This is a genomic window from Streptomyces sp. P5F9 (assembly GCF_057961495.1).
This window is the reverse complement of record NZ_JBXVPZ010000091.1, coordinates 1-26,167: the sequence shown is the minus strand read 5'-3', so window position 1 is coordinate 26,167 and position 26,167 is coordinate 1. Positions and strand designations below refer to the sequence as shown.

Here is a 26,167-nt window from a genome sequence, read left to right as displayed (position 1 = left end):
GCACTCCGCGGCGGACCCCACCGCGAGCCCCGTGTCCAGCACCGCACTGCGCCACCTGGTCCACCACCCCGGCCCTCCCCGGGCCGTGGCATGGTCTTCCCCCGTCGTGGTCATGCCTCCAGCCTACGGGCGCCGGGGCCCGGTTTTCCGGTGAGTTTCCGTGCACCGGCCTACACCACGGCCCGTAATCGAACAGCCACGAAACCGATCACCCGGGACAAGTCCCGTCGCACGGAGGGCATCACGTACGGCATAGTGTTCTGTGCCCACTCGGCGACCAGGCTAAATGTCCGGTTCCAACGAGTTTGATCCCCCGTGGTGTAATTGGCAGCACCGTGGCTTTTGGTGCCATTTGTCCGGGTTCGAGTCCTGGCGGGGGAGCAAAACCCGATCGCAACTGATCGACACTAGAGCAACCCCCACTCCCAGCACCCCACTTCGGGCCCTGACAGCACTGTCAGGGCCCACTCTCATGTCACCCATGAAACGCCCCGGTATCCTGCGAATGTCCACCCCCCAGCATTCCGAAGCCGAAGGGCAAATCCGTGAGCGCCATTCGCCCGGCAGCCGTCGTCGTCCTCGCAGCGGGTGAGGGCACCCGTATGAAGTCGGCCACACCGAAGGTCCTGCACGAGCTCTGCGGCCGGACCCTGGTCGGCCATGTGCTGGCCGCCGCCCGCGAGTTGGAGCCGGAGAACCTGGTCGTCGTCGTGGGCCACGCCCGCGAGCAGGTGACCGCCCACCTCGGCGCGACCGAGCCCGGCGTACGGACCGCGGTCCAGGCCGAGCAGAACGGCACCGGTCACGCCGTACGCATGGCACTCGAAGAGCTCGGCAGCATCGACGGGACCGTGGTCGTCGTCTGCGGCGACACCCCCCTCCTGCGCGGCGAGACCCTGCGCGCCCTCACCGCCGACCACTCCGCCGACGGCAACGCGGTGACCGTCCTGACCGCCGAGGTCCCGGACGCCACCGGCTACGGCCGCATCGTCCGCGACGGCGCCTCCGGCGCGGTGACCGCGATCGTCGAGCACAAGGACGCCTCCGACGCGCAGCGTGCGATCCGCGAGATCAACTCCGGGGTCTTCGCGTTCGACGGGCAGTTGCTCGCCGACGCGCTCGGCAAGGTACGGACCGACAACAGCCAGGGCGAGGAGTACCTCACCGACGTCCTCGGCATCCTGCGCGAGGCCGGACACCGGGTCGGCGCCTCCGTCGCGGGCGACCACCGCGAGATCGCCGGCATCAACAACCGCGTCCAGCTGTCCGAAGCGCGCCGCATCCTGAACGACCGGCTGCTGACCGAGGCCATGCTCGGCGGGGTCACCGTCATCGACCCGGCGACCACCTGGATCGACGTCGACGTCACCTTCGGCCAGGACGCGACCGTCCACCCCGGCACCCAGCTGCACGGCACCACCCACATCGGCAAGGGCGCCGAGGTCGGCCCCGACACCCGCCTGACGGACACCGTCGTCGAGGCCGGCGCCCGCGTCGACAACACCGTCGCCGTCAGCTCGCACATCGGCCCGGGGGCGTCCGTCGGCCCGTACGCCTACCTCCGTCCCGGCACCCGCCTCGGCGCGAAGAGCAAGATCGGCACGTACGTCGAGACGAAGAACGCCACCCTCGGCGAGGGCACGAAGGTCCCGCACCTCTCCTACGTCGGTGACGCGACGATCGGCGACTACACCAACATCGGTGCCGCGAGCGTGTTCGTGAACTACGACGGGGAGCACAAGCACCACACCACCGTCGGCTCGCACTGCAAGACCGGTTCGGACAATATGTTTGTGGCACCCGTCACGGTCGGGGACGGCGCGTACACCGCCGCCGGCTCCGTGATCACGAAGGACGTACCGCCCGGTTCGCTGGCCGTGGCCCGTGGCCAGCAGCGGAATATCGAGGGCTGGGTGGCCCGCAAGCGTCCGGGCAGCGCGGCGGCGAAGGCCGCGGAAACGGCTTCCCGCCAGGGCGAGAGCGAGAACTGACCGGAAACCGGCGCGTCGAACACGGCGTACCGTGATAAACGCACACCCAGTTGAATGACCTCTGAGGAGACAGTGCTGTGACCGGGATCAAGACGACCGGCGAGAAGAAGATGATGTTCTTCTCCGGCCGCGCCCACCCCGAGCTTGCCAAGGAGGTCGCCCAGCAGCTGGGTGTCGGGGTAGTCCCGACGAAGGCCTTCGACTTCGCGAACGGCGAGATCTACGTCCGCTTCGAAGAGTCGGTGCGCGGTGCGGACTGTTTCGTGATCCAGAGCCACACGGCTCCCATCAACCAGTGGGTCATGGAGCAGCTCATCATGATCGACGCGCTCAAGCGCGCGTCGGCCCGCTCCATCACCGTCATCGTGCCCTTCTACGGCTATGCCCGGCAGGACAAGAAGCACCGCGGCCGTGAGCCGATCTCGGCCCGTCTGGTCGCGGACCTGATGAAGACGGCGGGCGCTCACCGCATCCTCACCGTCGACCTGCACACCGACCAGATCCAGGGCTTCTTCGACGGACCCGTGGACCACCTCTTCGCCCTCCCGCTCCTCGCGGACTACGTGGGCTCCAAGGTCGACCGCAGCAAGCTGACCGTCGTCTCCCCGGACGCCGGCCGCGTGCGCGTCGCCGACCGCTGGTGCGACCGCCTGGGCGCGCCCCTCGCGATCGTGCACAAGCGGCGCGACAAGGACGTGGCGAACCAGGTGACCGTCCACGAGGTCGTCGGCGAGGTCAAGGGCCGCGTCTGCGTCCTGGTCGACGACATGATCGACACCGGCGGCACGATCTGCGCCGCGGCGGACGCCCTGTTCGCGCACGGCGCGGAGGACGTCATCGTGACGGCCACCCACGGCGTCCTCTCCGGCCCCGCCGCGGACCGCCTGAAGAACTCCCGCGTCAGCGAGTTCATCCTCACCAACACCCTCCCGACCCCGGGCGAACTCGGCGCCGACCTCGACAAGATCACGGTCCTGTCGATCGCCCCGACCATCGCGAGCGCGGTCCGCGAGGTCTTCGAGGACGGCTCGGTGACAAGCCTCTTCGACGAGCACTGAGACCGGACGTCGTAGACCGATCCGTAGATCGATTTCTGTTACGGCCTCCCCGCCGAGTAAGCTGCCACAGTTGCTCGGCGAGGGAGGCCGTACCGCTTCGCAAGAAGTTCGTACGGCGGTCCGTTATCGACGCGCTCTTCGTAGCAGGCCGATGTTCGGCCGGGTGACCGCCTTCCCCGACTGTTCTACGAGGAGTGACCATGGCCGACGTCAAGCTCGCCGCCGAGACCCGCACCGAGTTCGGCAAGGGCGCCGCCCGCCGTATCCGCCGCGACAAGAAGGTCCCCGCCGTGGTCTACGGCCACGGTGTCGACCCGCTGCACATCACCCTGCCGGGCCACGAGCTGCAGCTCGCCCTGCGTACCCCGAACGTCCTGCTCACCCTGGACATCGAGGGCAAGACCCAGCTCGCGATCCCGAAGGCCGTCCAGCGCGACGCCATCAAGGGCTACCTGGAGCACGTCGACCTGCTCACCGTGAAGAGCGGCGAGAAGGTCACCGTCGAGGTCTACGTCCACACCGAGGGCGAGCTGGCCCCGGGCTCCTTCCTGCTGGAGCACGTGCTGAGCACGATCACCGTCGAGGCCGAGGCCACGCACATCCCCGAGTCGGTCACCGTGTCCATCGCGGGCCTGGAGGCCGGTGCCTCCATCGCCGCCAAGGACATCCCGCTGCCCCAGGGCACCACGCTGGCGATCGACGAGGACGCGGTCGTCCTCCAGGTCCTGGCCGCCCAGGCCGAAGAGGCCCCCGCCGAGGGCGAGTCCGAGGCCACCGAGGCCTGATCCGCACCGCTCACCGTTTCGTCAGCCGCTGTTCCCACCGGGAGCAGCGGCTGGCTGCCGGGGGTCCGGGGGTGTCCCCCGAAAAGCACAGCGATGGAGACATGGACGTGACGACCGACGCCAATGCCCCCTGGCTGATCGTGGGCCTCGGGAACCCGGGCCCCGAGTACGCGAACAACCGGCACAACGTGGGCTTCATGGTGGCCGACCTGCTGGCCGAGCGGATCGGCGGCAAGTTCAAGCGGGCCGGGAAGGCACAGGCGCAGGTCCTGGAGGGCCGGATCGGGGCGCCGGGTCCGGCGAGCCGCCGGGTCGTGCTGGTGAAGCCGACGTCGTTCATGAACCTGTCGGGCGGCCCGGTCAACGTGCTGCGCGACTTCTACAAGGTGCCGCTCGCGAACGTCGTCGCCGTGCACGACGAACTCGACATCGACTACGGCACCCTCCGCCTCAAGCTCGGCGGCGGCGACAACGGCCACAACGGGCTGAAGTCGATGACGAAGGCGATGGGCCCGGACTATCACCGGGTGCGGTTCGGGACCGGACGCCCGCCGGGCCGGATGCAGGTCGCCGACTTCGTGCTGAAGGACTTCTCCTCCACGGAGCGCAAGGAGCTGGACTTCCTGGTGGACCGGGCGACGGACTCGGTCGAGTGTCTGGTGAGCGAGGGGCTGGAGCGGGCGCAGAGCGCGTACAACTCCTGAGCCGTCCAGCTCACCCGGCTTGCCCGACTTAACCGACTTGTCCCGCGCGGGAGTTGACCGCGCGTGCGGGTATGGCCAATGATCCCCGCCATGTCACCCGCAGCCTCCGCATCCCCCGGCGCCTTCGCCGCCCTGAACTTCGGACGGCTCGCGGCGATGGGCACGGTCACCGTGCTGATCCTGATCGCCGGGGTGTGGGGTTCATGGCCGACCGCGCACAACGTGATGCTCACCAAGGGCCGCGAGACCGGCACGATCCAGGTCACCGCGTGCGGCGACGACACCTGCACCGGCCCCTACACCCCGGTCTCGACGGGATCGAAGGCCCGCGCCGAGGTCGTCATCGACCACACGGTCGCGGTGAAGAAGGGCCAGACGTACGCGGTGGTCGTGAAGCCCGGCACCGACGAGGTCATGCGCTCCGGCCCCGCCGGCATCCTCTACGCCTGGGTCCCCCTCGGTGGCGCCCTGTTGCTCGCCTCGGTAGTGGTCGCGGGCGGCCTGCGGCTGACCCGGGCCGCGTGGGTGCTGGCCGGGTCCGGGATCGCCTTGCTGACGGCCGCGTTCCTCGCACTCTGACCGACGGAAAGAGAGGTGCCCCGAGCTTCTACGACAGCTCGGGGGCACCCTTCGTCCGTCTCCGGTCAGCCGGTGTTGCGCAGGCCCGCCGCCACGCCGTTCACCGTGAGGAGAAGAGCCCGCGAGAGCAGCGGGTCGGGGTCGGCGCCCGCCGCCGCCTCATCGCGCTGGCGCTTCAGCAGCGTCACCTGGAGGTACGAGATCGGGTCGAGGTAGGCGTCCCGGATGGTGAAAGTCTGCTTCAACACCGGGGTGGCGTCGAGGAGTTCGGCCTCGCCGGTGACGCGGAGCACCTCGGCGACGGTCAGGTCGTGCTCGGCCCTGATCGTGTCGAAGACGTGCTTCAGCTCGTCCGGGACGAGGGTGTCGACGTAGTGCTGGGCGATCCGCAGGTCCGTCTTCGCGAGGGTCATCTCGACGTTGGAGATGAAGTTGCGGAAGAAGTGCCACTGCCCGTGCATCTCGTCGAGCACGGTGTCCAGGCCCGCCTCACGCAGTGCCTTCAGCCCGGAGCCGACGCCGAACCAGCCGGGCACGATCTGCCGGGACTGGGTCCAGCCGAACACCCACGGGATGGCGCGCAGTCCGTCGAGCGAGACGCCCGAGCCGGGGCGGCGGGAGGGCCGCGAGCCCAGGTGCAGATCGGCGAGCTGGTCCACCGGCGTGGAGGCGAGGAAGTACGTCGGAAGGTCCGGGTCCTCGACCAGCCTGCGGTAGGCGTCGTGGGCCGCGTCCGAGACCAGGTCCATGGCCGCGTCCCAGCGGGCCAGCGCCTCGTCGGACTGGCGGGGCGAGGTGTGCAGGGCGGAGGCCTGGAGGGTGGCGGCGACCGTCAGTTCCAGGTTCTCGCGGGCCAGCGACGGCACCAGGTACTTGTCGGAGATGACCTCACCCTGCTCGGTCACCTTGATCTCGCCCTCCAGGGTGCCCCAGGGCTGGGCGAGGATCGCGTCGTGCGAGGGACCGCCACCGCGGCCGACGGTTCCGCCCCGGCCGTGGAACAACCGCAGCCGCACCCCATACCGGTGAGCCACGTCACGCAGGCGCCGCTGCGCCCGGTGGATCTCCCACTGAGACGTCGTGATGCCACCGAACTTCGACGAGTCGGAGTACCCGAGCATGACCTCCTGGACGTCCCCGCGCAGCGCCACGAGCCGCCGGTAGGACGGGTCGGAGAGCATGTCCTCAAGGATGGTGTCGGCGGCCTTCAGCTCGTCCGTGGTCTCCAGCAGCGGGACGATGCCGACCTTCGCCCACCCGGCGTGCAGATCGATCAGCCCGGCCTCGCGGGCCAGCACGGCGGCGGCGAACACGTCGTCGGCGCCCTGGCACATCGAGATGATGTACGACTCGATGACCTCGGGCCCGAACACCGCGAGAGCCTTCTTGACGGTCTCGAAGACGCCGAGGGTCTTCTCACCGGCCGCGTCGACGGGCGCGGGGGTGGGAGCCAGAGGCCTCCTGGACCTGAGCTCCTTGGCGAGCAGCTTCGCGCGGTACTCGCGGGGCATGTCCGCGTACCGCCAGGACTCCTCGCCGAGCCGGTCGAAGAGCTGGCCCAGCGCGTGGTGGTGGGCGTCCGCGTGCTCGCGTACGTCCATGGTGGCGAGCTGGAGGCCGAACGCGCCGAGCGTGCGGATCGTACGGTCCATGCGGCCGTCGGCGAAGAGGCCGCCGCGGTGGGCGCGCAGCGAGGTCTGGATCAGGGTGAGGTCGTGCAGCAGCTCGGCGGTTCCGAGGTAGTCGCGGCCGTCCTCGTGCGGGGTGCCCTTGGCCAGGCGGGTCTTGGTGTTCTCCAGCTTCTGCCGGATGCAGGTGGCCTTGAGGCGGTACGGCTCCTCGGCGTTGAGGCGCTTGTAGCGGGGGCTGATCTCCGGGAGCCGCTCCAGGTCGGTCCGGAGGGACTCCAGGAGCTCCTCCGTCGCGCCCGTGTAACGGATGGAGTTGGAGAGGAAGCCGCGCAGCTCGTCGATCGTCTCCAGGGCGTCGTTGATGCCGTGCTCGTGCTGGAGGATCAGGACGTCCCAGGTGACCTGCGGGGTGACGTTCGGGTTGCCGTCGCGGTCGCCGCCGATCCAGGTGCCGAAGGTGAGCGGGCGGGTGTCGTCGGGGAGCTTGACGCCGACGCGCTCCAGCTCGGCCGTGAGGTCTTCGAGGACGTCACCGACGGCGCCCGCGTGCAGCTCGTCCAGGTAGTAGATGGCGTTGCGGGCCTCGTCGGCCGGTTCCGGGCGTACGACGCGCAGCTCGTCGGTCTGCCACACCAGGTCGATGTTCTCGGCCAGACGGGTGTCGTAGCGACGGCGGTCGGACTCGATGACCGGGGTCTCCAGGAGCGTCGCGATGCGCCGGAGCTTGTTGAGGACCGACCGGCGCGCGGCCTCGGTGGGGTGCGCGGTGAAGACCGGGCGGACGTTCAGGTTCTTGACCGTCTCGCGCAGGTGGTCGGGGTCGGCGTCCTTGAGGCGGTCGGCCGTACGGGCGAGGAGTCCGCCCTCGGCGGCACGGCGGGCGCGCAGCTCGCGGCCGCGGTGCACCTGCTCGGTGACGTTGGCGAGGTGGAAGTAGGTGGAGAAGGCGCGGACCAGCTTCGCGGCGGTCTCCAGCTCTGTGCCGCGCAGCAGCTCGGCGGCGGCCTCGCCGTCCTCACGGGTGAGACGGCGGACCTTCTCGACCAGTTCGAGCAGTTCGGGGCCCTCCTGCCGGACGAGGGTCTCGCCCAGAAGATCGCCCAGGCGCCTGATGTCGGCGCGCAGCGCACTGCCGGTCGAGGTGGTGCTCGTGGTCAGGTCGTCGGCACTGCTCACAGGTGCGGCTCCTTGCAGTGTTTGAAGCTCGTCTGGAGGGAACCCGGACGGCGGTCCCGCGGCGGCTGCCGCATACGGGACGGACATCCGGGAAGAAAACAGAGCGGACCGCGCTGTCCGACCGACACCCAGGATAGGTGTCCACTCTGACGCGCGGTCCCACGGGCTTCGTCCACCGGTCGACGCGCTGCCATACTTACGTCGCCGTAGGTTACGGAACCGTAGGGAAGTCCATGCTGAACTGCTGCTGCCCGGCTCCCGCCGTCCGACGCTCCGCCTCCACCTCCGAACCCCACAGGGGACGCCCATGACCACGAGCTCCGATGTGATCGACGACGCCCCGCGGGCGAACGACGACGGCACTCCGCTGCCCGCCGCCACGCTGGGCGGCGAGAAGAAGGGGTCGCTGGAACAGATCACTCTTCTCCTCTTCATCACCGTCCCGTTCCTGGCCCTGCTCGCGGCGATTCCGCTGGCGTGGAGCTGGGGCGGGGTGAGCTGGCTGGACCTCGGCCTGCTGGTGTTCTTCTACTACCTCGGCTGCCACGGCGTGACGATCGGCTACCACCGGTACTTCACGCACGGCTCCTTCAAGGCGAAGCGCCCGCTGCGGATCGCGATCGCCATCGCCGGGTCGATGGCGGTCGAGGGGCCGCTGGTCCGGTGGGTCGCCGACCACCGCAAGCACCACAAGTTCTCCGACGCCGAGGGCGACCCGCATTCGCCGTGGCGCTACGGCGAGACCGTCCCGGCGCTGATCAAGGGCCTGTGGTGGGCGCACATCGCCTGGATGTTCGACGAGGAGCGCACCCCGCAGGACAAGTACGCACCGGATCTGATCAAGGACAAGGCGATCCGGACGATCTCCCGCCACTTCATCTACTGGACGATGCTGTCGCTCGCGCTGCCGGCGCTGATCGGCGGGCTGGCGACGATGTCCTGGTGGGGCGCGTTCACCGGCTTCTTCTGGGGCTCGCTCGTGCGGGTGGCGCTGCTGCACCACGTCACCTGGTCGATCAACTCGATCTGCCACGCGGTCGGCAAGCGGCCCTTCAAGTCCCGTGACCGTTCCGGCAACGTGTGGTGGCTGGCGATCCTGTCCTGCGGCGAGTCCTGGCACAACCTGCACCACGCCGACCCGACGTCCGCGCGGCACGGTGTGGAGCGCGGCCAGCTGGACTCCTCGGCGCGGATCATCCGCTGGTGCGAGCAGCTCGGCTGGGCCTATGACGTGCGCTGGCCGTCACGCTCACGTATCGATTCGCGCCGTATCTCCGGTACGGACGGCTCTCAGCCCCGGAAGGAGTCGGCGGAGGCGGCATGATTGACGCCGTGGCGACCGATCCCAGCAGCACCCCGAGCAACGAGAAGCCCCGACGCGCGCGCCGCACCCGGATGACGGGAGCCGAGCGACGGGCCCAGCTGCTGGAAGTCGGCCGCACGCTCTTCGCGACGAAGGGCTTCGAGGCCACGTCGGTGGAGGAGATCGCGGCGAAGGCCGGGGTCTCCAAGCCGGTGGTCTACGAGCACTTCGGCGGCAAGGAGGGCCTGTACGCGGTGGTCGTGGACCGCGAGATGCGCCGCCTGCTGGACATGGTGACCAGCTCGCTGACGGCCGGCCACCCCCGCGAACTCTGCGAACAGGCGGCCTTCGCCCTCCTCGACTACATCGAGGAGTACACGGACGGCTTCCGCATCCTGGTCCGCGACTCCCCCATCCCCCAGTCCACCGGCTCCTTCGCGTCCCTCATCTCGGACATCGCGACGCAGGTCGAGGACATCCTGGGCCGCGAGTTCAAGAGCCGGGGCTTCGACGCCAAGCTCGCCCCCCTCTACGCCCAGGCCCTGGTCGGCATGGTCGCGCTGACCGGCCAGTGGTGGCTGGACGTCCGCCGCCCGAAGAAGGCGGAGGTCGCCGCCCATCTGGTGAACCTGGCGTGGCACGGGCTGGACGGCCTGGAGGCGAAGCCTCGGTTGATAGGGCACCGGAAGAGCTGAATCAAGTGCTCGCGGGCTCGGCTGTGTGGAACCGTGGGGGCATGACGAAGATCCCTGTCGGTGAGGCCGCTTCCCAACTCGACGACCTGGTCCGCCGCGTTGCCCACAGCCGGGAGTCCATCGCCCTGACCAGCGATGGAAACGTGGTCGCGCTCCTCGTCTCCCCGCAGGTCATAGAGGATCTCGAAGACTCCCTGGCCGTCGCGGACTACCAGCGGCGCAAGGCTGAGGGGACTCTCGAACCGGGGATCCCCCACGCCGAGGTCGGCCGGATGTTGGGGTTGCGGTAAGTGGTCTACGAGTGTCCGGGGACCGCGCGCCACCAACCCGGCCGCGCGGTTCCCGGACGCCCTCTTGGGCTGTCCTCCGTCCACGAAGCCGTGGACGCCCTGCCCCCCAACTCCGTGATCCACATCCTCGTCACCCACCTGGGCCGGACCGCCTGAACACCGGCTCCAGGAACTCCAGCCGGTTCCCCACCGGATCCTCCGAGTAGAAGCGCCGGTACCCCGGCAGATCCTCGTCCCAAGTGACGGACGCCCCAAGGGACTTCAGCCGGGCCGCGTACGCCTCGATGCCGGTCACGCGGAGCCCGGGATGCGCCTTCTTCGCGGGCCGACAGTGACATTTTCCGCCTCCGGCGGGGGCATCCTCGATGCCCAAGTGCAGCTGCACGGCCCCCGCCCCGAACCAGCACCCGCCCCGCGCCGCCAGCACAGGCGGCTTGGGGATCTCGGTCATCCCGAGGACGTCGACGTAATACCTCCGCAGCGCGTCCTCCGAGCCCGCCGGGGCAGCCAACTGCACATGGTCCACGGCCGCGAGCATCCCTCACACCTCCTTGCGGGCCACCGCGAACAGGCGGCGGAACGGGAGCACCGTGCCGTAGTCAGCCGTCGGGTACGCCTCGCGGAGCAGGTCGCGGTACTCGGCGACGAATGCGTCCCGCGCCTCCGGGTCGCCGGCCAGGGCGGTCAGGGCCGGGCGCAGGCCCGTGCCCTTGACCCAGTCGAGGACGGGGTCCTCGCCGGGCAGGATGTGCTGGTACGTCGTCTGCCAGACGTCGGGGGCGCAGCCCAGGCGGGCCAGGTGGTCGAGGTAGACGCCGGGGGCGTGGACCGAGTCCTCGCGGCGCAGGACCTCGCCCAGCCGTCCCTTCCAGCGGGCGGTGGCGGCCAGTTCGCGCATCAGGGCGTGCAGGGGTGCGTCGATGTTGTCCGGCACCTGGAAGGCGAAGGTCCCGCCGGGGGCCAGCGCGGCCACCCAGTCGCCGAACCGGTCCAGGTGACCCGGCACCCACTGCAGCGCCGCGTTCGACACGATCAGGTCGTACGTCTGGGTCGGGACCCACTCCGTCGCGTCCGCGTGGGCGAAGTCGAGCCGGCCGCCGCCGGGGGTGGGGCCCGCGTAGGGCTCGGTCCTGGCGAGCATCTCGGGCGAGTTGTCGTAGCCGGTGATATGCGCGGTGGGCCAGCGGTCGGCGAGGACGGTGGTCACGTTGCCGGGGCCGCAGCCGAGGTCGGCGATCCGGGGCGCGGCACCGGGGAGGTCGGTGACGCGGGCGAGGAGGTCGGCGAACGGGCGGGCGCGGTGGCCGGCGTGGCGCAGGTACTGAGCGGGGTCCCAAGTCGTCATGGCTTCCACCTTCCCCGCTCACATCTCTTGATGTCAAGAGACTCTGAACCAAGAGGCTTGATATCAAGAGACTTCATGTCGACACAACCACTACACTGATCGTCATGGAGGACGAGGTCGATCGGCTTGTCGCAGCGTGGCGCCGGGAGCGCCCCGACCTCGACGTGGAGCCACTTGAGGTGCTCAGCCGGGTGAGCAGGCTGGCCCGGCATCTGGACCGGGCCCGTCGGCTGGCGTTCGCCGAGCACAGCCTGGAGCCCTGGGAGTTCGACGTGCTGACGGCGCTCAGACGCGCGGGCAGCCCCTACCAGCTCTCCCCCGGCCAGCTGCTGACGCAGACCCTGGTCACGTCCGGCACGATGACGAACCGTATCGACCGCCTGGCGCAGAAGGGCCTGGTCGAGCGGCTCCCCGACCCCAGCGACCGCCGGGGCGTGCTGGTCCGCCTCACCGAGGAGGGCCAGGACCGCGCGGACCAGGCCCTGGCCGGCCTGCTGGCGCAGGAGCGCGCGATCCTCGCGGAACTCTCCCGCGCCCAGCGGGGCGAACTGGCCGGGCTGCTACGCCAGTTGACCGCCCCGTTCGACAACATCCCCGGCTAGGCCGACGGGACCGACCCCGGCACGCCGGGCGAGAGTCACCGCCGCAAGGGTGGAATGGACGCCCAACTTGCCGAGCACGCGCAGAATCCTCCCCCGCCCGACCAGGGCGAACCGGCAGGTCCCCTACGCCAGTTGACCGCCCCGTTCGACAACATCCCCGGCAAGGTCGACGGGACCGACCCCGGCACGCCTCACCAGTGCGACCGCGGCGAGGGTGAAGTGGACGCCCAACTTGCCGAGCACATGCAGAATCCTCCCCCGCCCGACCAGGGCGAACCGGCAGGTCCCCTACGCCAGTTGACCGCCCCGTTCGACAACATCCCCGGCAAGGTCGACGGGACCGACCCCGGCACGCCTCACCAGTGCGACCGCGGCGAGGGTGAAGTGGACGCCCAACTTGCCGAGCACATGCAGAATCCTCCCCCGCCCGACCAGGGCGAACCGGCAGGTCCCCTACGCCAGTTGACCGCCCCGTTCGACAACATCCCCGGTCAGGTCGACCGGGCCCACGCCCGCGCGCCGGGCGAGTGCGACCGCGGCGAGGGTGGAGTGGACCCCCAGTTTGCCGAGTACGTTCTGCATATGCGTCCGGACTGTGTGCGGGGAGAGGAAGAGCCGCTCGGCGACCGCCTTCCGCCCCAGGCCGGCCACCATGCAGCGCAGCACTTCACGTTCCCGCGGGGTCAGCGACTCCACGAGCCGCTCGCTCTCGGTGCGGTGCTTGCGCGCGGCCGTCAACTCCCGCAGGACGCCGGTCAGCAGGGCGGGTGGCAGGTGCGTCTCGTCGCGAAGCACCCCTCGGATGACGGTTAAAAGTCTGGACAGCGAGCAGTCCTTGGCGACCCAGCCGGACGCCCCGGCCTGAAGGGCCAGCGCGGCCCGGCGCGGATCGTCCTTCTCGGCCAGCACGACCATCCGTACGCTCGGCTGGGCCGAACGGACCCCGGCGACCAGGGAGATCCCGTCCACCAGCCCGTCCTCGTTGCCCGCCTGCACGGGCACGGCGGGCCGGACGCCCGGCACGTTGCCGCCCAGATCGGCGTCCACGAGCAGGACGTCGAATCTGCGGCCCTCGGCGTTCGCGCGCTCCATGCAGCGCAGCGCGGCCGGACCGCTGCCGGCCGCGGACACGTCGACATCGGGCTCGGCGGCCAGTGCCGCGGCGAGCGATTCGGCGAAGATGCGATGGTCGTCGACGACCAGGACTCGGATGCGAACCACGAAACCCCCTTCCCCAGGCTCCTGGTGGAGCGGGGGATACCTCATCGTCGGGAGACGAAGCGATGATTGCGGGTACGACGCCCGGGAGCGGCCTGAGCCGCACGGCCGCCGCCGTGCAGACACTGCTACCCCCACATCGGGCGTCGTACCCGACTTGTCTCGCCCCCTGAACAGCACCGGCCCCCACCGGTGCTGTTCACAGCGTACGGCCGGGGCGCGGCAGCGGAACCCAATTTGCAGAACTGACTGTCCGGCGCGTTTATGGTGAGCCGCATGTTTCGTATTGAGACGGAAGTCGACAAGGAGCGACGCGATCTGCTCCGCGCCCGGCTGCTCGAAACCAACACGGCCGCCTCCCCGGTGCTGCGCGCCCTGCGCGGAACCCCTCGCGAACGTGAAGTTCCGCTCCAGGTGTGGGCGTTGGACGAGACGGGCGGGCTGGCGGGCGGGCTGGTCGGGCACAGCTGGGCGGACTGGCTGCACGTGACGTACCTGTGGGTGGACGGCCGGCACCGCGGAACGGGCCTCGGCTCCCACCTCCTCGGCGAGGCGGAGCGCGTCGCCCGCGAGGAGCGCGGCTGCGGGGCGGCCCGCCTTGAGACATGGGACTTCCAGGCGCCGGAGTTCTACAAGAAGCAGGGGTACGAGGTGGTGTGCGTGATCCCGGACTACCCGCCGGGGCTCACCGAGTACACCCTGACGAAGAGGCTGGGCCGGACGAACCCCGGGTGAACACATCCGGGGCGAACGAGACGCTCAGCCCAGTCTCATACTCCCCTCTTACCGTGCCCCGCATGAGCATGCTGCGGAAGCTGAACTCCAAGCTCGCCGAGACGACCGGCTACCAGATACGCCGGGTGCCTGCGCCGCCCGGCGCGACGGCTGCGGGCTCCCTCGGGGGGATTCCCGCGCCGCGCGGTTCCCGTCCCGCGCGCCCCGACCCCGTGGTGCCGGAGGCGCCGACGGTGGATCCGGCGGTCGACCGGTTGCTGGAGCGACCGGTGTTCATCCTGACCTCGGTGCGTTCCGGATCGACGCTGCTGCGCATGATGCTGGGGGCGCACTCCCGGCTGCACGCCGCGCACGAACTCCATCTCACCGGTATCGAGGTCTACTTCAAGCCGGGCACCCCCACGGAACGTTCCCTGCGCACCCTGGGCCTGGGCCACGAGCAGTTGGAGGGCCTGCTCTGGGACCGCGCGCTGCACCGTGAACTGGTCAAGTCCGGCAAGCAGTTCATCGTCGAGAAGACCCCCGGCAACGCCTTCCAGTGGCAGCGCATCGCCGAGACCTGGCCCGACGCCCGCTTCGTCTTCCTGCGCAGACACCCGGGCGCGGTGGCCCGCTCCTGGCACGAGGCGGTACCGGACCGCACCCGTGAGGAAGCGGCCGAACGCGTCCTGCAATACATGGAGTCCATGCAGGAGGCCCAGACCGAACTGGGCGGCCACACCCTCCGCTACGAGGACCTCACCACCGACCCGGCCGCCGAACTCCGGTCACTCTGCGCCTACTTGGACCTCCCCTACGAACCCGGCATGACGGACTACGGCAGCAGCCTGGAGGGCGCCGTCCTGGGCGGCGGCTTCGGCGACTGGAACGACAAGATCCGCTCCGGCCGGGTCCAGCCGGACCGCCCGGCACCGGCGTCGGAGGAGATCCCGGAGGTGCTGCGGCCGATGTGCCGGGCGTGGGGGTATCTCTGAGCCGGTGATTCGGGCCAGTGAAGTGGCCGGTTGTGGACGCGCATTGACGCGGGTCCCTTAGAGTCCCAGGCCGTGACATCCACTTCAGCCACCACCGCCGAGAGTCCCGGAGAATCATCACTGTGGCGTGAGCCGGCGTTCGTGCTGCTCGTGACCGCGCGAACCGTGTCCGTGCTGGGCAACGGCTTCGCCGCCGTGGCCCTCGCCTTCGCGGTGCTCGCCCTGCCCGGGGCCAGTCCGGGGCGGCTGTCGCTCGTGCTGGCCTGCCAGGCGTTGCCGCAACTGATGTTCATCCTGGTGGGCGGGGTCATCGCGGACCGCATGTCACGCGCCCGCCTCATGGCGCTCGCGGAACTGATGGGTGCCGTGGCGTACACGGGTCTGGCCACGCTGGTGCTGACCGGGCACGCACCGCTGCCCGCGATGTGCGTGCTGGCGGTGGCGGCCGGTACGGCCTCGGCCCTGTTCATGCCGGCGATGGACGGCATCGTGCCGCTGATCGTCTCCACCGAACGCCTCCAGCGGGCCAACGGCACGCTGCGGGTGGGCACCAACAGCGCCCGGCTGCTGGGCCTGGCGCTGTCGGGTGTGACGGTGGCCCTGGTGGGCGCGGGCTGGGCACTGGCGTTGAACGCCGCGTCCTTCGTCGTCAGCGCGGTCCTCACGGCCCGCCTCCCGGTCGCCGTACGCCCGCCCAGGAAATCCTCCGGCTGGGCCGATCTCCGCGAGGGCTGGCGGGAGTTCGCGTCCCGCCAGTGGCTGTGGGCCGTGGTGGCCCAGTGGTCGATCGTGATCGCGGCACTCAACGCGAACGTGGGAGTCCTCGGCCCGCTGACCGCCGACCGCTACCTCGGCGGTGCCCGCGCCTGGTCGGTCATCGTCGCCGCGCAGGCCCTGGGCACGATCGCCGGCGCGGGCCTGGCCGCCCGGGTCCGGGTCCGCCGCCCGATCCTGGTGGCCGTACTCGCCACTTTCCCGGCGGCCGTCCCGATCGCCCTCCTCGCCGTCCGGGCCCCTGTCTGGCTGATCGCCGCCGCGATGTTCACCGCCGGGATCTCCAACGACATCTTCGGCGTCCTGTGGGCCACGACGATCCACCGCGAGATCCCCGAGGAGTCCCTCTCCCGGGTCAGCTCCTACGACGGCTTCGGCTCCCTGGCCTTCGCCCCGCTGGGACTACTCATCGCCGGCCCACTCGCGGCGACCGCGGGCCTGGGCCACACCCTCGCGGGGTGCGCGGCCCTGGTGGTCCTCGCGACGGTCGCGGCGCTGTTGGCTCCGGGGGTGCGCAGGCTGCGCAGCACCCCGTGACGGAGGAGGCCGGGGCCGTGGACATCTGGTCGGACTGCTCCGCGTGGAGCCGCCGCATCCTGACGGCCGACGACCGGCTCTCCGACGACCGTCACATCCAGCGCCGGCGATACGAGAACTGGCGGCTGCGTCCGGATTCGGCCGACGCGCTGCTGCGGACGCTGCTCACCCTGAGCATCCACTCCCTCGTGCTGGATGCCCTGGCCCAGGGGCAGCCGTACGCACCGGCCATGATCGGGCGGCTCCGGCTGGCCGCCGTGGCGCACGCGGTGACGATGCGGCCCGATCATGAACTGCTCGCCGGTCTCCCCGCTCTCGGCGGGGCCGACCGACTGCACGTCGACGTGGTGCGGATCCTCACCTACGACGACGCGTCCGCACTGACCGCGGCGCGGCTTCGCGCACTGGCCCACAGCGCGCTGCACCGACTGGCCGAGAGCGTCGCCGCCGAGGATCCCGTCTGCGACAACGTACCTGGGTGAGCGGGACGCCCCGGCAGCCCGGGGCGTTCTCGCCGTGACCCGTCAGCTCAGTCGCCGCGCCCCCGCCGAAGGCACCGCCGGGAACACGCGCGGGGCGGTGTAGCCCGCCGCCGCGAACGCCTCCTCCACCGCCTTCGTGACCGTGTCCGCCTCCGCGGCCTCGACCAGTACGACCGCCGAGCCGCCGAAGCCGCCGCCCGTCATGCGGGCGCCCAGCGCGCCCGCGCCGACCGCCGTGTCGACCACGAGGTCCAGCTCCGGGCAGGAGATGCGGAGATCGTCGCGGAGGGAGGCGTGGCCCTTGGTCAGGACCGGGCCGATCGCGCGTACGTCTCCCGCGTCGAGCAGGGTGATGACCTGGTCGACGCGGTGGTCGTCGGAGACCACGTGGCGGACGTAGCGCTGGATTCGTTCGTCGGAGAGGCGTGCCAGGGACGACTCCAGGTCCTCGTACGCCACGTCCCGCAGGAACGGGACGCCCAACTGGCGGGCGCCCTCCTCGCAGCCCTCGCGGCGTTCCGCGTACGCGCCGTCGCCCAGCGCGTGCTTCACGCGGGAGTCGACGACCAGGAGCGAGAGGCCCTCCGACGCGAGGTCGAAGGGGATCTGGCGGATCGACAGGTCCCGGCAGTCGAGGTGGAGCGCGTGGCCCTCCTCGCAGCAGGCCGAGGCCGTCTGGTCCATGATGCCGCAGGGGACGCCCACGAAGTCGTTCTCCGCGCGCTGCGAGAAGCGCGCCAACTCCGGGCCGGAAAGGCCGAGTTGGAAGAGGTCGTTCAGGGCCAGGGCCGTGACGACCTCCAGTGCGGCCGACGACGACAGGCCCGCGCCCGTCGGGACCGTCGAGGAGAGGTGGATGTCCGCGCCTGTCACCTCGTGACCCGCCTCGCGCAACACCCACACCACGCCCGCCGGGTACGCGGCCCAGCTGGTGTTCGTGCGCGGGGCCAGATCCGCCACGTGCAGTTCCACCACCGGGCCCTCGATGTCCGCCGAGTGGAGGCGCAGGACGCCGTCGCCGCGGCGGGACACCGCCGCCACCGCCGTGTGCGGCAGGGCGAGCGGCATCACGAAGCCCTCGTTGAAGTCGGTGTACTCGCCGATCAGGTTGACCCGGCCCGGCGCGGCCCAGACGCCCTCGGGAGCGGTCCCGTACAGCTCCTCGAAGCCCTCGCGTACACCCACGTGCGATCCCCTAGCCCTTCGATCAGTTCGATACGTTCTGCGCGAACGCCCACGCGTCCGCGACGATGCCCGCGAGATCCGCGCGGGACGGGTTCCAGCCGAGGCGCTCCTTGGCCCGGGCCGCCGAGGCCACCAGGGTGGCCGGGTCGCCGCCGCGGCGCGGGGCCACGACCTCGGGGATCGGATGCCCGGTGACCTGGCGCACGGTCTCGATCACCTGGCGGACGGAGAAGCCCTCTCCGTTGCCGAGGTTGCAGATCAGGTGCTCGCCCGGGGTCGCCGCCTTCAGCGCGAGCAAGTGTGCGTCGGCCAGGTCCGCCACGTGGATGTAGTCACGGACGCAGGTCCCGTCCGGCGTCGGGTAGTCGTCGCCGTAGACCGAGATCGCGTCGCGCTTGCCCTGGGCGACCTGGAGGACGAGCGGGATGAGGTGCGACTCGGGCTGGTGCCGCTCGCCGCAACTGCCGTACGCGCCCGCCACGTTGAAGTAGCGGAGGGAGACCGCGCCGAGGCCGTGGGCCTGCGCCTCGCTCGTGATCATGAAGTCGACCGACAGCTTCGACGCGCCGTAGGGGTTCGTCGGGGAGGTGCGGGCGGTCTCGACGATCGGGACCTCGTCCGGCTCGCCGTACGTGGCGGCCGTGGAGGAGAAGACGAGCTTGCGGACGCCGGCCTCACGCATGGCGGCGAGGAGGGCCATCGAGCCGCCGACGTTGTTGTCCCAGTACTTCTCCGGCTTGACGACGGACTCGCCGACCTGGGAGAACGCGGCGAAGTGGAGGACCGCGTCGTACGAGGAGTCCAGCCACTTGGCGGCGTCGCGGATGTCGCCCTCGATGAACGACGCACCCGCCGGCACGCCCTCACGGAAACCCGTCGAGAGGTTGTCCAGGACGGTGACCTCGTGGCCCGCCTCCAGCAGGTGCTGGGCGACCACGCTGCCGACGTATCCCGCGCCGCCCGTGACCAGGTACTTACCGCTCATCAACTCGCTACCTCTCGCAGTCGCTGTGCCGCGAACTCCGGCGGCACATCGTTGATGAACACGCTCATGCCGGACTCGGAACCCGCGAGGAACTTCAGCTTGCCGGACGTACGGCGAATGGTGAAAAGCTCAAGGTGGAGAGCGAAGTCGTCCCTGCTCACCCCGTCGAACTCCTCCAGCGTGCCGAACGGCGCCTGGTGCCAGGCGGAGATGTACGGCGTCGGAGGCTCGCCCTCACCGAAGATCCGGTCGAAGCGCCTCAAGAGTTCCAGATAGACCTTGGGGAACTCTGTGCGGGCCGCCTCGTCGAGACCGAGCAGATCGGGCACCCGGCGCTTGGGATACAGGTGGACCTCGTACGGCCAGTGCGCGGCGTACGGCACGAAGGCCGCCCAGTGTTCACCCTCAAGGACGACCCGCTCGCCGGCGAGTTCCCGCTCCAGGACCGAGTCGAAGAGGTTCTCCCCGCCGGTCGCCTCCTTATGAGTCGCCAGTGAACGCAACATCAGGGCGGTGCGCGGGGTGGTGAACGGGTAGGCGTAGATCTGGCCGTGGGGATGACCGAGCGTCACGCCGATCTCCTCGCCGCGGTTCTCGAAACAGAACACCTGCTCGACGGAGGGAAGATGCGACAGCTCCGACGTCCGGTCCGTCCACGCATCGAGGACGAGGGCCACCTGCTCCTCCGTCAGCGAGGCGAAGGACGCGTCGTGGTCCGAGGTGAAGCAGACCACCTCGCAGCGGCCCGAGTCGCCGGCCAGCGAGGGGAAACGGTTCTCGAACACGACGACGTCGTACGACGAGTCCGGGATCTCGCTGAGCCGGTCGCCGGTGGTCGGGCAGAGCGGGCACTGGTCGACCGGCGGGTGGTAGATGCGGCCCTGGCGGTGCGAGGCGATCGCCACCGAGTCGCCGAGCAGGACGTCCCGCCGTACCTCCGAAGTGGTGACCGTGCGCTCCAGCGGGCGTCGGTCCACCGCGTCGCGCACGGTGTCGTCCCTCAGGTCGTAGTAGATGAGCTCACGACCGTCGGCCAACCGGGTCGAGGTCTTCTTCACGCCGGGCTCTCCATCCGTACGTACATCCACGCCGCATCCGGGCTTCACACAGAACTAAACACATCAAACCACCAATCCCCCCAGTCGTCACCATCAAAATCAAACAAAGAACACCAACCAAAGACATCAACCAGACGTCAAACAAGGTGAGCGCTTGATGCAGACCCTGCAGACCCCCACCTCTCTCGCCGCCGAGCTACGGCTCCCCACCAACGGGCTCGACTACACGATCCTGGCGATCTACTTCGTGGTCGTCCTCGGCATCGGCCTGGCCGCCCGCACATCGGTGAAGACGAGCCTCGACTTCTTCCTCTCCGGGCGTTCACTGCCCGCCTGGATCACCGGTCTCGCCTTCATCTCGGCCAACCTCGCCGCCACCGAGATCCTCGGCATGGCCGCCAACAGCGCCCAGTACGGCGCCTACACCGTCCACTGGTACTGGATCGGCGCCATCCCCGCCATGGTCTTCCTCGGCCTGGTGATGATGCCCTTCTACTACGGCTCGAAGGTCCGCTCGGTCCCCGAGTTCCTGCTGCTGCGCTTCGACAGGGCCGCACACCTGCTGAGTTCGATCCTGTTCGCCTTCGCCGCGATCCTGATCGCGGGCGTCAACCTGTACGCCCTCGCGATCGTCGTCGAGGCGCTGCTGGGCTGGCCGCAGTGGGTGGCGATCGTGGTCGCCGGCGCGTTCGTCCTCGCGTACATCACCCTCGGCGGGCTGTCGTCGGCGATCTACAACGAGGTCCTCCAGTTCTTCGTGATCCTGGCGGCCCTCATCCCGATCTCCTACCTCGGCCTGAAGAAGGCCGGCGGCTGGGACGGGCTGACCCACAAGCTGGACGCGACCCACGGCCACAACTTCACCACCGCGTGGGGTGGCACCGGCATTGGCAGCGTCAACCCGCTCGGCGCGAACTGGCTCACGATCGTCCTCGGCCTCGGCTTCGTCCTCTCCTTCGGCTACTGGACGACCAACTTCGCCGAGGTCCAGCGCGCACTCTCCGCGAAGAACCTGTCCGCGGCCCAGCGCACCCCGCTGATCGCCGCGTATCCGAAGGTCTTCATCGTGTTCCTGGTGATGATCCCGGGCCTGGTCGCCGCGGCGCTCGTCCCGAAGATCGGCACCAGCGGCTCGGACCTCCAGTACAACGACGCGATTCCTTATCTGATGCAGGAGTTGCTGCCCAACGGCGTCCTCGGCATCGCGGTGACGGGTCTGCTGGCAGCGTTCATGGCCGGCATGGCGGCCAACGTGTCGTCCTTCAACACGGTGTTCACGAACGACATCTGGGCGAAGTACGTCGTGAAGGACCGCGAGGACGAGTACTACGTCCGCTTCGGCCGCCTCATCACGGTGATCGGCGTAGCGGCGTCGGTAGGCACCGCCTTCCTGGCCTCCTCCTTCTCCAACATCATGAGCTACCTCCAGACGCTCTTCTCCTTCTTCAACGTGCCGATGTTCGTCGTCTTCATCGTCGGCATGTTCTGGAAGAAGGCCACCCCGAAGTCCGGCTTCTGGGGCCTGCTCGCGGGCACGGTGACGGCGATGGTGAACTACTTCTGGATCTACAAGCACGGGATCATCTCCATCCCCTCCGACCAGGGCGCCAACTTCGTCTCCGCGATCGCCGGGTTCGTCGCGGGTGCGGTGGTCATGTTCGCGGTGTCCCTGTTCACGCAACCGAAGCCGGCGGAACAGCTCCAGGGCCTGGTCTACGGCACGACGTCCCCCGGCATGACCGAGGCACCGGCAGCGGGCGACGACGCGTGGTACCGCCGGCCCGCACTGCTCGGCTGGGGCGCGGTGATCCTGGCGGCCGTCTGCTACATCCCGTTCTCGTTCTAGTCGCGGGAGGATTGAGAAACCATGTCTGAGAACTCAGGACACCCCGAACACCCCGAACACTCCGGGCAGGACGTCCAGCGCGAGGTCAGTGAGCTGGAGGTCAAGTCCACGACGGCGTCCCGCCTGTTCGATCTGCGGCTGATCATCGGGGGGTTGTTCGTCGTCTACGGCGTCATCGTCACGATCGCCGGGATCAGTCCGTCCCAGGCGACACTCGACAAGGCCGAGGGCGTCAACATCAACCTGTGGACCGGGATCGCGATGTTGCTGCTCGGGATCTTCTTCCTGGGCTGGCTGAAGCTGCGGCCGACACCTCCGGTGGAACTCGCGGAGGTCACGGAGAAGGAAGAGGGGGCTTAGGTCGTCTGCCGGGCGCGGGTGAGCTGTGGCTGGTCACGCCCACGCGGCGGAGCCGCACATGTCACAGCCCCGCGCCCCTGGGGAACTGCGGCACCGTTCGCCACCATGCACCCGTCGCGGGGCCTGAGCTCGCTCCGGCCCCGCGCCCGAACCATCCCCTCACGTCCGGTCGTCGACGAACAGGCCCTCCGCGCTCTCCGCGTGCAGCGCCCGCTCGACCCAGGTCTCCAGTAGGTCGAGGTCGGAACAGGCCTGCACCCGGTCACGCACTGAGTCGGGGACCGAGATGCCGCGCAGCCGAAGGAGCTTGAGGACCGTCGCGGCGCGTTCCTGCGCGACGCCCTCTTCCCGGCCCTCTTCGCGCCCTTGCTCGCGGACTTCCTCGGCGAGCGGGTGCCGGAAGAAGTACTGCATCGTTGTCATCAGGTCACTCCACATCTGCTTCGCCTGGGGGTCGTCCAGGCATGAGTCGACGAACTGCGCGAACACCGCAGCAGTGTCCCGGTCGATGGTGTCCAGGGCGGCAGCCAGCGATTCCAGTATGGCGGGAGCCTGCCGACCCCGGCCATGCGTCATCGCCGAAAGCACCGCAAGGGATGGATCCCCCACGGCCTCCTCCACGTCCACGATCAGCGGAACGTTGTCCGGGCCCAGAACGAGAGGCGTAACGGTGAGCGAGGGACACCCCCGCACGCCGAGATGAATGGGCCGCGCTGCCCAACGAGCCGTGGCGCTGCTCTGCGTGGTGACGATGAGCACCGGCTCACAGCGGAACTTCTCGTACAGGTAGCTCAGGTAGTACGGCCAGCTGCCGCGCTTCCTCTTGTCCGGCTTTCCCTGCGACTCCACGACGAGGAGGTACGCGCCCTCGTCGGTCTCCGCCCGCATCAGCGTGTCCACGCGCCGCTCGACCGGCTCGATCTCGGTGAGGTCGATGTTCATGCCTGCGAAGTCGTGCGGCTTGGGGAAGGCGACACCTAACACGTCCTGCAGAGCACGGGTGAGGAGTTCGGGGTCCTTCTGGAAGATCCGGTGCATCGCCTCATGCGTTGAGCTGACCATGGGCTCTCCTTTCTGTACTACGTGATCAACGAGCTATGAGACGGCCAGGTCACCCCACACGTATTTGCCTCGGTCGCCGTGCCTGGACAGGGGCTGCCAGCCCCAGAGGTCGGAGCAGGCGCGGACGAGGGCCATGCCGCGACCGTTCTCTACGTCGGTGAGGTCCTCCAACCGCCCCGGCGGCTCGGGCGGTTCGCGGTCCGTGTCCCACACGCCGATCCGCAGCACGCCCTTCGACAGGCGCACGCGCAGTTCGGCGGGGCCCTTGGTGTGTACGACGGCGTTGCTGACCAGCTCCGAGGCGATCAGTTCGGCGGTGTCGACGAGGGTGATCAGACCCTGGATGGTGAGGATCAGCCGGAGAGTGCGGCGGCAGACGGTGACGGCTCGGAGGTCGTTCGGGACGCGGAGGGAGTACTCCCAGTCGCTGTTTTCGGGCATGCGTGAACTCCGGTTGGCGAGGGAGGAGTTGGCGGTGCGCTGTGGGCGCGGGCAGTGGCATTGCCGCAGCCGTCATGGCAGGACGGAGTGGTGCGCTTCCGGAAGCCCCGGGTTCCGCAGCGTGTACGTCGCGTCACCGACAGTAGAGGCCAAAATTGGCCTCACGCAACCCGCCTGTCATAATCTGCCCCCGAACGAGGCACCGTTCCAAGGCGGTTGAGACGAGGAGGAAACTCATGGCACGGAGGTTGCAGCCGACCGCGCGCCAGATGCGCCTCGGCTCCGAGCTGCAAAAACTGCGCGAGGCCGCAGGGCTCAGCGGGCGCGAGGCCGCGGCGGCCGTGGGAACGGACTCGGCGCGGCTCAGTCGGATCGAATCCGGGGTCGTAGGCATGAGCGAGAGCACTGTTCGCCGACTTGCCGCCAATTACGCCTGCACGGATAGGGAGTTGACCGAAGCCCTGGTGGCGATGGCGACCGACCGGACACGCGGCTGGTGGGAGAAGTACCGGGGTCTCCTGCCGGTTCCGTTCCTGGACATCGCCGAGTTGGAGCACCACGCCACATACCGGTTCGACGTCGAGTTCCTGCACGTCCCCGGCCTCTTCCAGACGGAGGACTACGCCCGCGGCCTCTTCTCGTACCGCGTCCCCGAACTCCCTGACGGCGACCTGGAGTTGCGAGTCAGCCACCGGATGGAGCGCAAGGTGATCGTCACGGGCCCTGCCCCCATCCCGTACGAAACCGTGATCCATGAGGCGGCCCTGCGCATCAAAGTCGGCAACCGGACCGCCGCACGAACTCAGCTCACCCGCATCCTGGAACTCTCCGAGGCGGATCACATCACCGTGCGCGTCATCCCCTTCGACCTTGACGACTTCGGCGGAGCCTGGAGCACCATGACGTACGCGGGTGGCCCCGTACCCAAGCTGGACACCGCGCTTCGCGACACAGCCGACGGCACGGCGTTCATCGATGCCGAAGCCCAGCTCGGCGCCTTTCGAACGCTCTTCCGTAAGGTGGAGGCTGTGTCACTCGAACCCACACGTTCGCGTGACTTCATCCACAGGCTGGCGAAGGAACTGTGAGGCGTGCCGTGACCACCCCCGACAACTGGCAGAAATCATCCTTCTCTGGCGGCGCCGACGGAAACAACTGCGTCGAACTCGCCACCACCCCCGGCACAGTCCACCTCCGCGAAAGCGACGCTCCCACCACGCACCTCACCACCACACCTACGGCCCTCGCCGCCCTCCTCCTCGGCATACGATCCGCCGGCCTCTCCCCCAGAAGGGCGGGGCGCTCACCCGCTCGACTCACCTTGAGGGAAACCTAGTTGACCGCATAGCAAACTTCGACAGTGCGGTCACATCGGAACCCTGATCGTGCGTGCCGTGGCCCCGTAGAACGTCGGCGCTCCCGTACGAACGCGATAAGGCCCTCGTGCCCCTCCTGGACCGCTGTCAGCGAACCCCGCACAGCCGGACCACCCATCCGAAAAAATGTGACACCTGCCCCCTAAAGTGTCACATTTTCGCAGCTACGTACGGCCTCCCGAGCCCGCCGACGGGATTGACCAACAGCATCCCCTACAGGTCCGGCCCCGCCGAATTGTTCAGCGGCCCGGCCCGGTCCAGCAGCCCCGTCCGCGCCGCCAGGGCCGCCGCCTCCAGCCGCGACCCCACCCCCAGTTTCATCAGCACCCTCTGCACGTGCGTGCGGGCCGTCGACGGAGCGATGCCCATGCCCGCCGCGATCAGGCGGGTGTCCTCGCCGTCTGCCACCCGGACCAGGACCTCCACCTCCCGTGGCGTGAGCATCTGCAACAGGCGTTGGCCCTCGTCGTCCGGTTGGGCCGCCGGGTTGAGGAGTTCACTGAAGGCACCTTGCAACAACTGCGGTGCTACGGCCGCCTCGCCCGCCCTTGCCTTCATGATCGCCCGCTCCACGCCCTCGATGCGCTCGTCGTGGCGGACGTAGCCGGACGCGCCTGCGGCGAAGGCTGCCGCTATGCCTCGAGGGCTCGGGACCGGGCCCAGGACCAGGACCGCGACCTGGGGACGTTCGCGTTTGATTTTGATCACCGGGTCGAAGATGCCCGGTTCGGCCGGTGTCGCTGTGCCCAGTAGGCATACCTCGGGGGCGCGGGTGATCACCAGCTCGGCCGCGCCCGCGGCGGGTGCGGCCGCTGCCAGCACCCGGTGTCCACGCAGCTTCAGCGCCGAGGCCAGTGCCTCGGCGAGCAATCGGTGGTCGTCGACCACCATCAGCCGCACTCCCATCGAGCAACCCCCCAGTCCCCCCAATGGATGCCCACTATGGATGCCCACCGGTCCCCAAGAACAGAGGGC

27 protein-coding genes and 1 tRNA gene are annotated in these 26,167 nt (G+C 69.4%); 18 read left to right on the top strand and 10 right to left on the bottom strand.

Annotated elements, in window-relative coordinates; translation table 11 throughout:
- Window positions 1–309: 309 nt before the first annotated feature.
- The 6 genes from AC31A1_RS17400 to AC31A1_RS17375 all read left to right on the top strand — a co-directional run bounded on the left by AC31A1_RS17400 (window position 310) and on the right by AC31A1_RS17375 (window position 5,117).
- Window positions 310–381: transfer RNA gene (locus tag AC31A1_RS17400), tRNA-Gln, on the top strand.
- 164 nt (window positions 382–545) lie between these two features.
- Window positions 546–1,991, top strand: coding sequence for a bifunctional UDP-N-acetylglucosamine diphosphorylase/glucosamine-1-phosphate N-acetyltransferase GlmU (gene glmU, locus AC31A1_RS17395; RefSeq protein WP_489654193.1), 1,446 nt, complete (start codon window positions 546–548; stop codon window positions 1,989–1,991).
- A gap of 77 nt (window positions 1,992–2,068) precedes the next feature.
- Window positions 2,069–3,049: a ribose-phosphate diphosphokinase gene (locus AC31A1_RS17390; RefSeq protein ID WP_489654192.1), complete on the top strand. Its 981-nt coding sequence runs from the start codon at window positions 2,069–2,071 to the stop codon at window positions 3,047–3,049.
- A gap of 200 nt (window positions 3,050–3,249) precedes the next feature.
- Window positions 3,250–3,834: a 50S ribosomal protein L25/general stress protein Ctc gene (locus AC31A1_RS17385; RefSeq protein ID WP_489654191.1), complete on the top strand. Its 585-nt coding sequence runs from the start codon at window positions 3,250–3,252 to the stop codon at window positions 3,832–3,834.
- Between the two features lie 101 nt (window positions 3,835–3,935).
- A complete protein-coding gene (gene pth, locus AC31A1_RS17380; RefSeq protein ID WP_489654190.1) occupies window positions 3,936–4,538 on the top strand; it encodes an aminoacyl-tRNA hydrolase in 603 nt (200 codons plus the stop codon).
- 78 nt (window positions 4,539–4,616) lie between these two features.
- A complete protein-coding gene (locus AC31A1_RS17375; RefSeq protein ID WP_489654189.1) occupies window positions 4,617–5,117 on the top strand; it encodes a hypothetical protein in 501 nt (166 codons plus the stop codon).
- A 65-nt stretch (window positions 5,118–5,182) separates the two neighbouring features.
- Here AC31A1_RS17375 and ppc read toward each other — a convergent pair whose 3' ends face one another.
- The gene (gene ppc / locus AC31A1_RS17370) at window positions 5,183–7,924 is read right to left on the bottom strand and encodes a phosphoenolpyruvate carboxylase (protein ID WP_489654188.1); all 2,742 of its coding nucleotides are present in this window, start codon (window positions 7,922–7,924) and stop codon (window positions 5,183–5,185) included.
- A 307-nt stretch (window positions 7,925–8,231) separates the two neighbouring features.
- On the opposite strand from ppc, the gene AC31A1_RS17365 reads away from it, so the two are divergent.
- From AC31A1_RS17365 to AC31A1_RS17355, 3 genes are read left to right on the top strand one after another with little or no spacing between them, the layout of a single operon-like run.
- A complete protein-coding gene (locus tag AC31A1_RS17365) occupies window positions 8,232–9,248 on the top strand; it encodes an acyl-CoA desaturase (RefSeq protein WP_489654187.1) in 1,017 nt (338 codons plus the stop codon).
- A complete protein-coding gene (locus AC31A1_RS17360; RefSeq protein WP_266771507.1) occupies window positions 9,245–9,922 on the top strand; it encodes a TetR/AcrR family transcriptional regulator in 678 nt (225 codons plus the stop codon). The genes AC31A1_RS17365 and AC31A1_RS17360 overlap by 4 nt, the downstream gene beginning before the upstream one ends.
- Before the next feature lie 41 nt (window positions 9,923–9,963).
- Window positions 9,964–10,212 (top strand): type II toxin-antitoxin system prevent-host-death family antitoxin, encoded by a 249-nt coding sequence (locus AC31A1_RS17355; protein WP_489654186.1) that lies wholly within the window; start codon window positions 9,964–9,966, stop codon window positions 10,210–10,212.
- A 130-nt stretch (window positions 10,213–10,342) separates the two neighbouring features.
- On the opposite strand, the gene AC31A1_RS17350 is transcribed toward AC31A1_RS17355, so the two are convergent.
- The gene (locus AC31A1_RS17350) at window positions 10,343–10,750 is read right to left on the bottom strand and encodes a VOC family protein (RefSeq protein WP_489654185.1); all 408 of its coding nucleotides are present in this window, start codon (window positions 10,748–10,750) and stop codon (window positions 10,343–10,345) included.
- A 3-nt stretch (window positions 10,751–10,753) separates the two neighbouring features.
- The gene (locus AC31A1_RS17345) at window positions 10,754–11,557 is read right to left on the bottom strand and encodes a trans-aconitate 2-methyltransferase (RefSeq protein ID WP_489654184.1); all 804 of its coding nucleotides are present in this window, start codon (window positions 11,555–11,557) and stop codon (window positions 10,754–10,756) included.
- A gap of 104 nt (window positions 11,558–11,661) precedes the next feature.
- Here AC31A1_RS17345 and AC31A1_RS17340 point away from each other — a divergent pair, with 104 nt between their 5' ends.
- Window positions 11,662–12,159, top strand: coding sequence for a MarR family winged helix-turn-helix transcriptional regulator (locus AC31A1_RS17340; protein ID WP_019064646.1), 498 nt, complete (start codon window positions 11,662–11,664; stop codon window positions 12,157–12,159).
- Between the two features lie 453 nt (window positions 12,160–12,612).
- On the opposite strand, the gene AC31A1_RS17335 is transcribed toward AC31A1_RS17340, so the two are convergent.
- Entirely contained in the window at window positions 12,613–13,380 is a 768-nt protein-coding gene (locus AC31A1_RS17335) for a response regulator transcription factor (RefSeq protein ID WP_327403451.1), read from the bottom strand.
- A 261-nt stretch (window positions 13,381–13,641) separates the two neighbouring features.
- On the opposite strand from AC31A1_RS17335, the gene AC31A1_RS17330 reads away from it, so the two are divergent.
- From AC31A1_RS17330 to AC31A1_RS17315, 4 genes are all read left to right on the top strand, one after another.
- Window positions 13,642–14,112, top strand: coding sequence for a GNAT family N-acetyltransferase (locus AC31A1_RS17330; protein WP_489654183.1), 471 nt, complete (start codon window positions 13,642–13,644; stop codon window positions 14,110–14,112).
- A gap of 62 nt (window positions 14,113–14,174) precedes the next feature.
- Entirely contained in the window at window positions 14,175–15,086 is a 912-nt protein-coding gene (locus tag AC31A1_RS17325; protein WP_489654182.1) for a sulfotransferase family protein, read from the top strand.
- 72 nt (window positions 15,087–15,158) lie between these two features.
- On the top strand, window positions 15,159–16,397 hold the full coding sequence (locus AC31A1_RS17320) for an MFS transporter (protein WP_489654181.1): 1,239 nt from the start codon (window positions 15,159–15,161) through the stop codon (window positions 16,395–16,397).
- Window positions 16,398–16,414: 17 nt separating this feature from the next.
- Complete coding sequence (locus AC31A1_RS17315; protein ID WP_489654180.1) at window positions 16,415–16,879, top strand: hypothetical protein; 465 nt, start codon at window positions 16,415–16,417, stop codon at window positions 16,877–16,879.
- A 42-nt stretch (window positions 16,880–16,921) separates the two neighbouring features.
- Here the strand turns inward: AC31A1_RS17315 and galK are convergent, their stop codons facing one another.
- The 3 genes from galK to galT are packed head-to-tail and all read right to left on the bottom strand — an operon-like array spanning window position 16,922 to window position 20,107.
- A complete protein-coding gene (galK, locus tag AC31A1_RS17310; protein WP_489654179.1) occupies window positions 16,922–18,064 on the bottom strand; it encodes a galactokinase in 1,143 nt (380 codons plus the stop codon).
- Window positions 18,065–18,086: 22 nt separating this feature from the next.
- Window positions 18,087–19,049: a UDP-glucose 4-epimerase GalE gene (gene galE / locus AC31A1_RS17305; RefSeq protein WP_352181917.1), complete on the bottom strand. Its 963-nt coding sequence runs from the start codon at window positions 19,047–19,049 to the stop codon at window positions 18,087–18,089.
- A complete protein-coding gene (galT, locus tag AC31A1_RS17300) occupies window positions 19,049–20,107 on the bottom strand; it encodes a galactose-1-phosphate uridylyltransferase (protein WP_489654178.1) in 1,059 nt (352 codons plus the stop codon). The genes galE and galT overlap by 1 nt, the downstream gene beginning before the upstream one ends.
- Window positions 20,108–20,264: 157 nt before the next feature.
- On the opposite strand from galT, the gene AC31A1_RS17295 reads away from it, so the two are divergent.
- On the top strand, window positions 20,265–21,953 hold the full coding sequence (locus AC31A1_RS17295) for a sodium:solute symporter family protein (RefSeq protein WP_489654177.1): 1,689 nt from the start codon (window positions 20,265–20,267) through the stop codon (window positions 21,951–21,953).
- Window positions 21,954–21,974: 21 nt separating this feature from the next.
- Window positions 21,975–22,313 carry a hypothetical protein gene (locus AC31A1_RS17290; RefSeq protein ID WP_489654176.1) on the top strand — a complete coding sequence of 113 codons (339 nt, stop codon included), beginning with the start codon at window positions 21,975–21,977 and terminating at the stop codon, window positions 22,311–22,313.
- Window positions 22,314–22,472: 159 nt separating this feature from the next.
- Here the strand turns inward: AC31A1_RS17290 and AC31A1_RS17285 are convergent, their stop codons facing one another.
- On the bottom strand, window positions 22,473–23,375 hold the full coding sequence (locus tag AC31A1_RS17285; RefSeq protein ID WP_489654175.1) for a hypothetical protein: 903 nt from the start codon (window positions 23,373–23,375) through the stop codon (window positions 22,473–22,475).
- 33 nt (window positions 23,376–23,408) lie between these two features.
- Window positions 23,409–23,816, bottom strand: coding sequence for an ATP-binding protein (locus AC31A1_RS17280; protein ID WP_489654174.1), 408 nt, complete (start codon window positions 23,814–23,816; stop codon window positions 23,409–23,411).
- Window positions 23,817–24,052: 236 nt separating this feature from the next.
- Here AC31A1_RS17280 and AC31A1_RS17275 point away from each other — a divergent pair, with 236 nt between their 5' ends.
- A complete protein-coding gene (locus AC31A1_RS17275) occupies window positions 24,053–24,904 on the top strand; it encodes a helix-turn-helix domain-containing protein (protein WP_489654173.1) in 852 nt (283 codons plus the stop codon).
- Window positions 24,901–25,152 carry a DUF397 domain-containing protein gene (locus AC31A1_RS17270; protein ID WP_489654172.1) on the top strand — a complete coding sequence of 84 codons (252 nt, stop codon included), beginning with the start codon at window positions 24,901–24,903 and terminating at the stop codon, window positions 25,150–25,152. Before AC31A1_RS17275 ends, AC31A1_RS17270 begins: the two co-directional genes overlap by 4 nt.
- Before the next feature lie 253 nt (window positions 25,153–25,405).
- Here AC31A1_RS17270 and AC31A1_RS17265 read toward each other — a convergent pair whose 3' ends face one another.
- A complete protein-coding gene (locus AC31A1_RS17265; protein ID WP_489654171.1) occupies window positions 25,406–26,098 on the bottom strand; it encodes a helix-turn-helix transcriptional regulator in 693 nt (230 codons plus the stop codon).
- Window positions 26,099–26,167 lie beyond the last annotated feature (69 nt).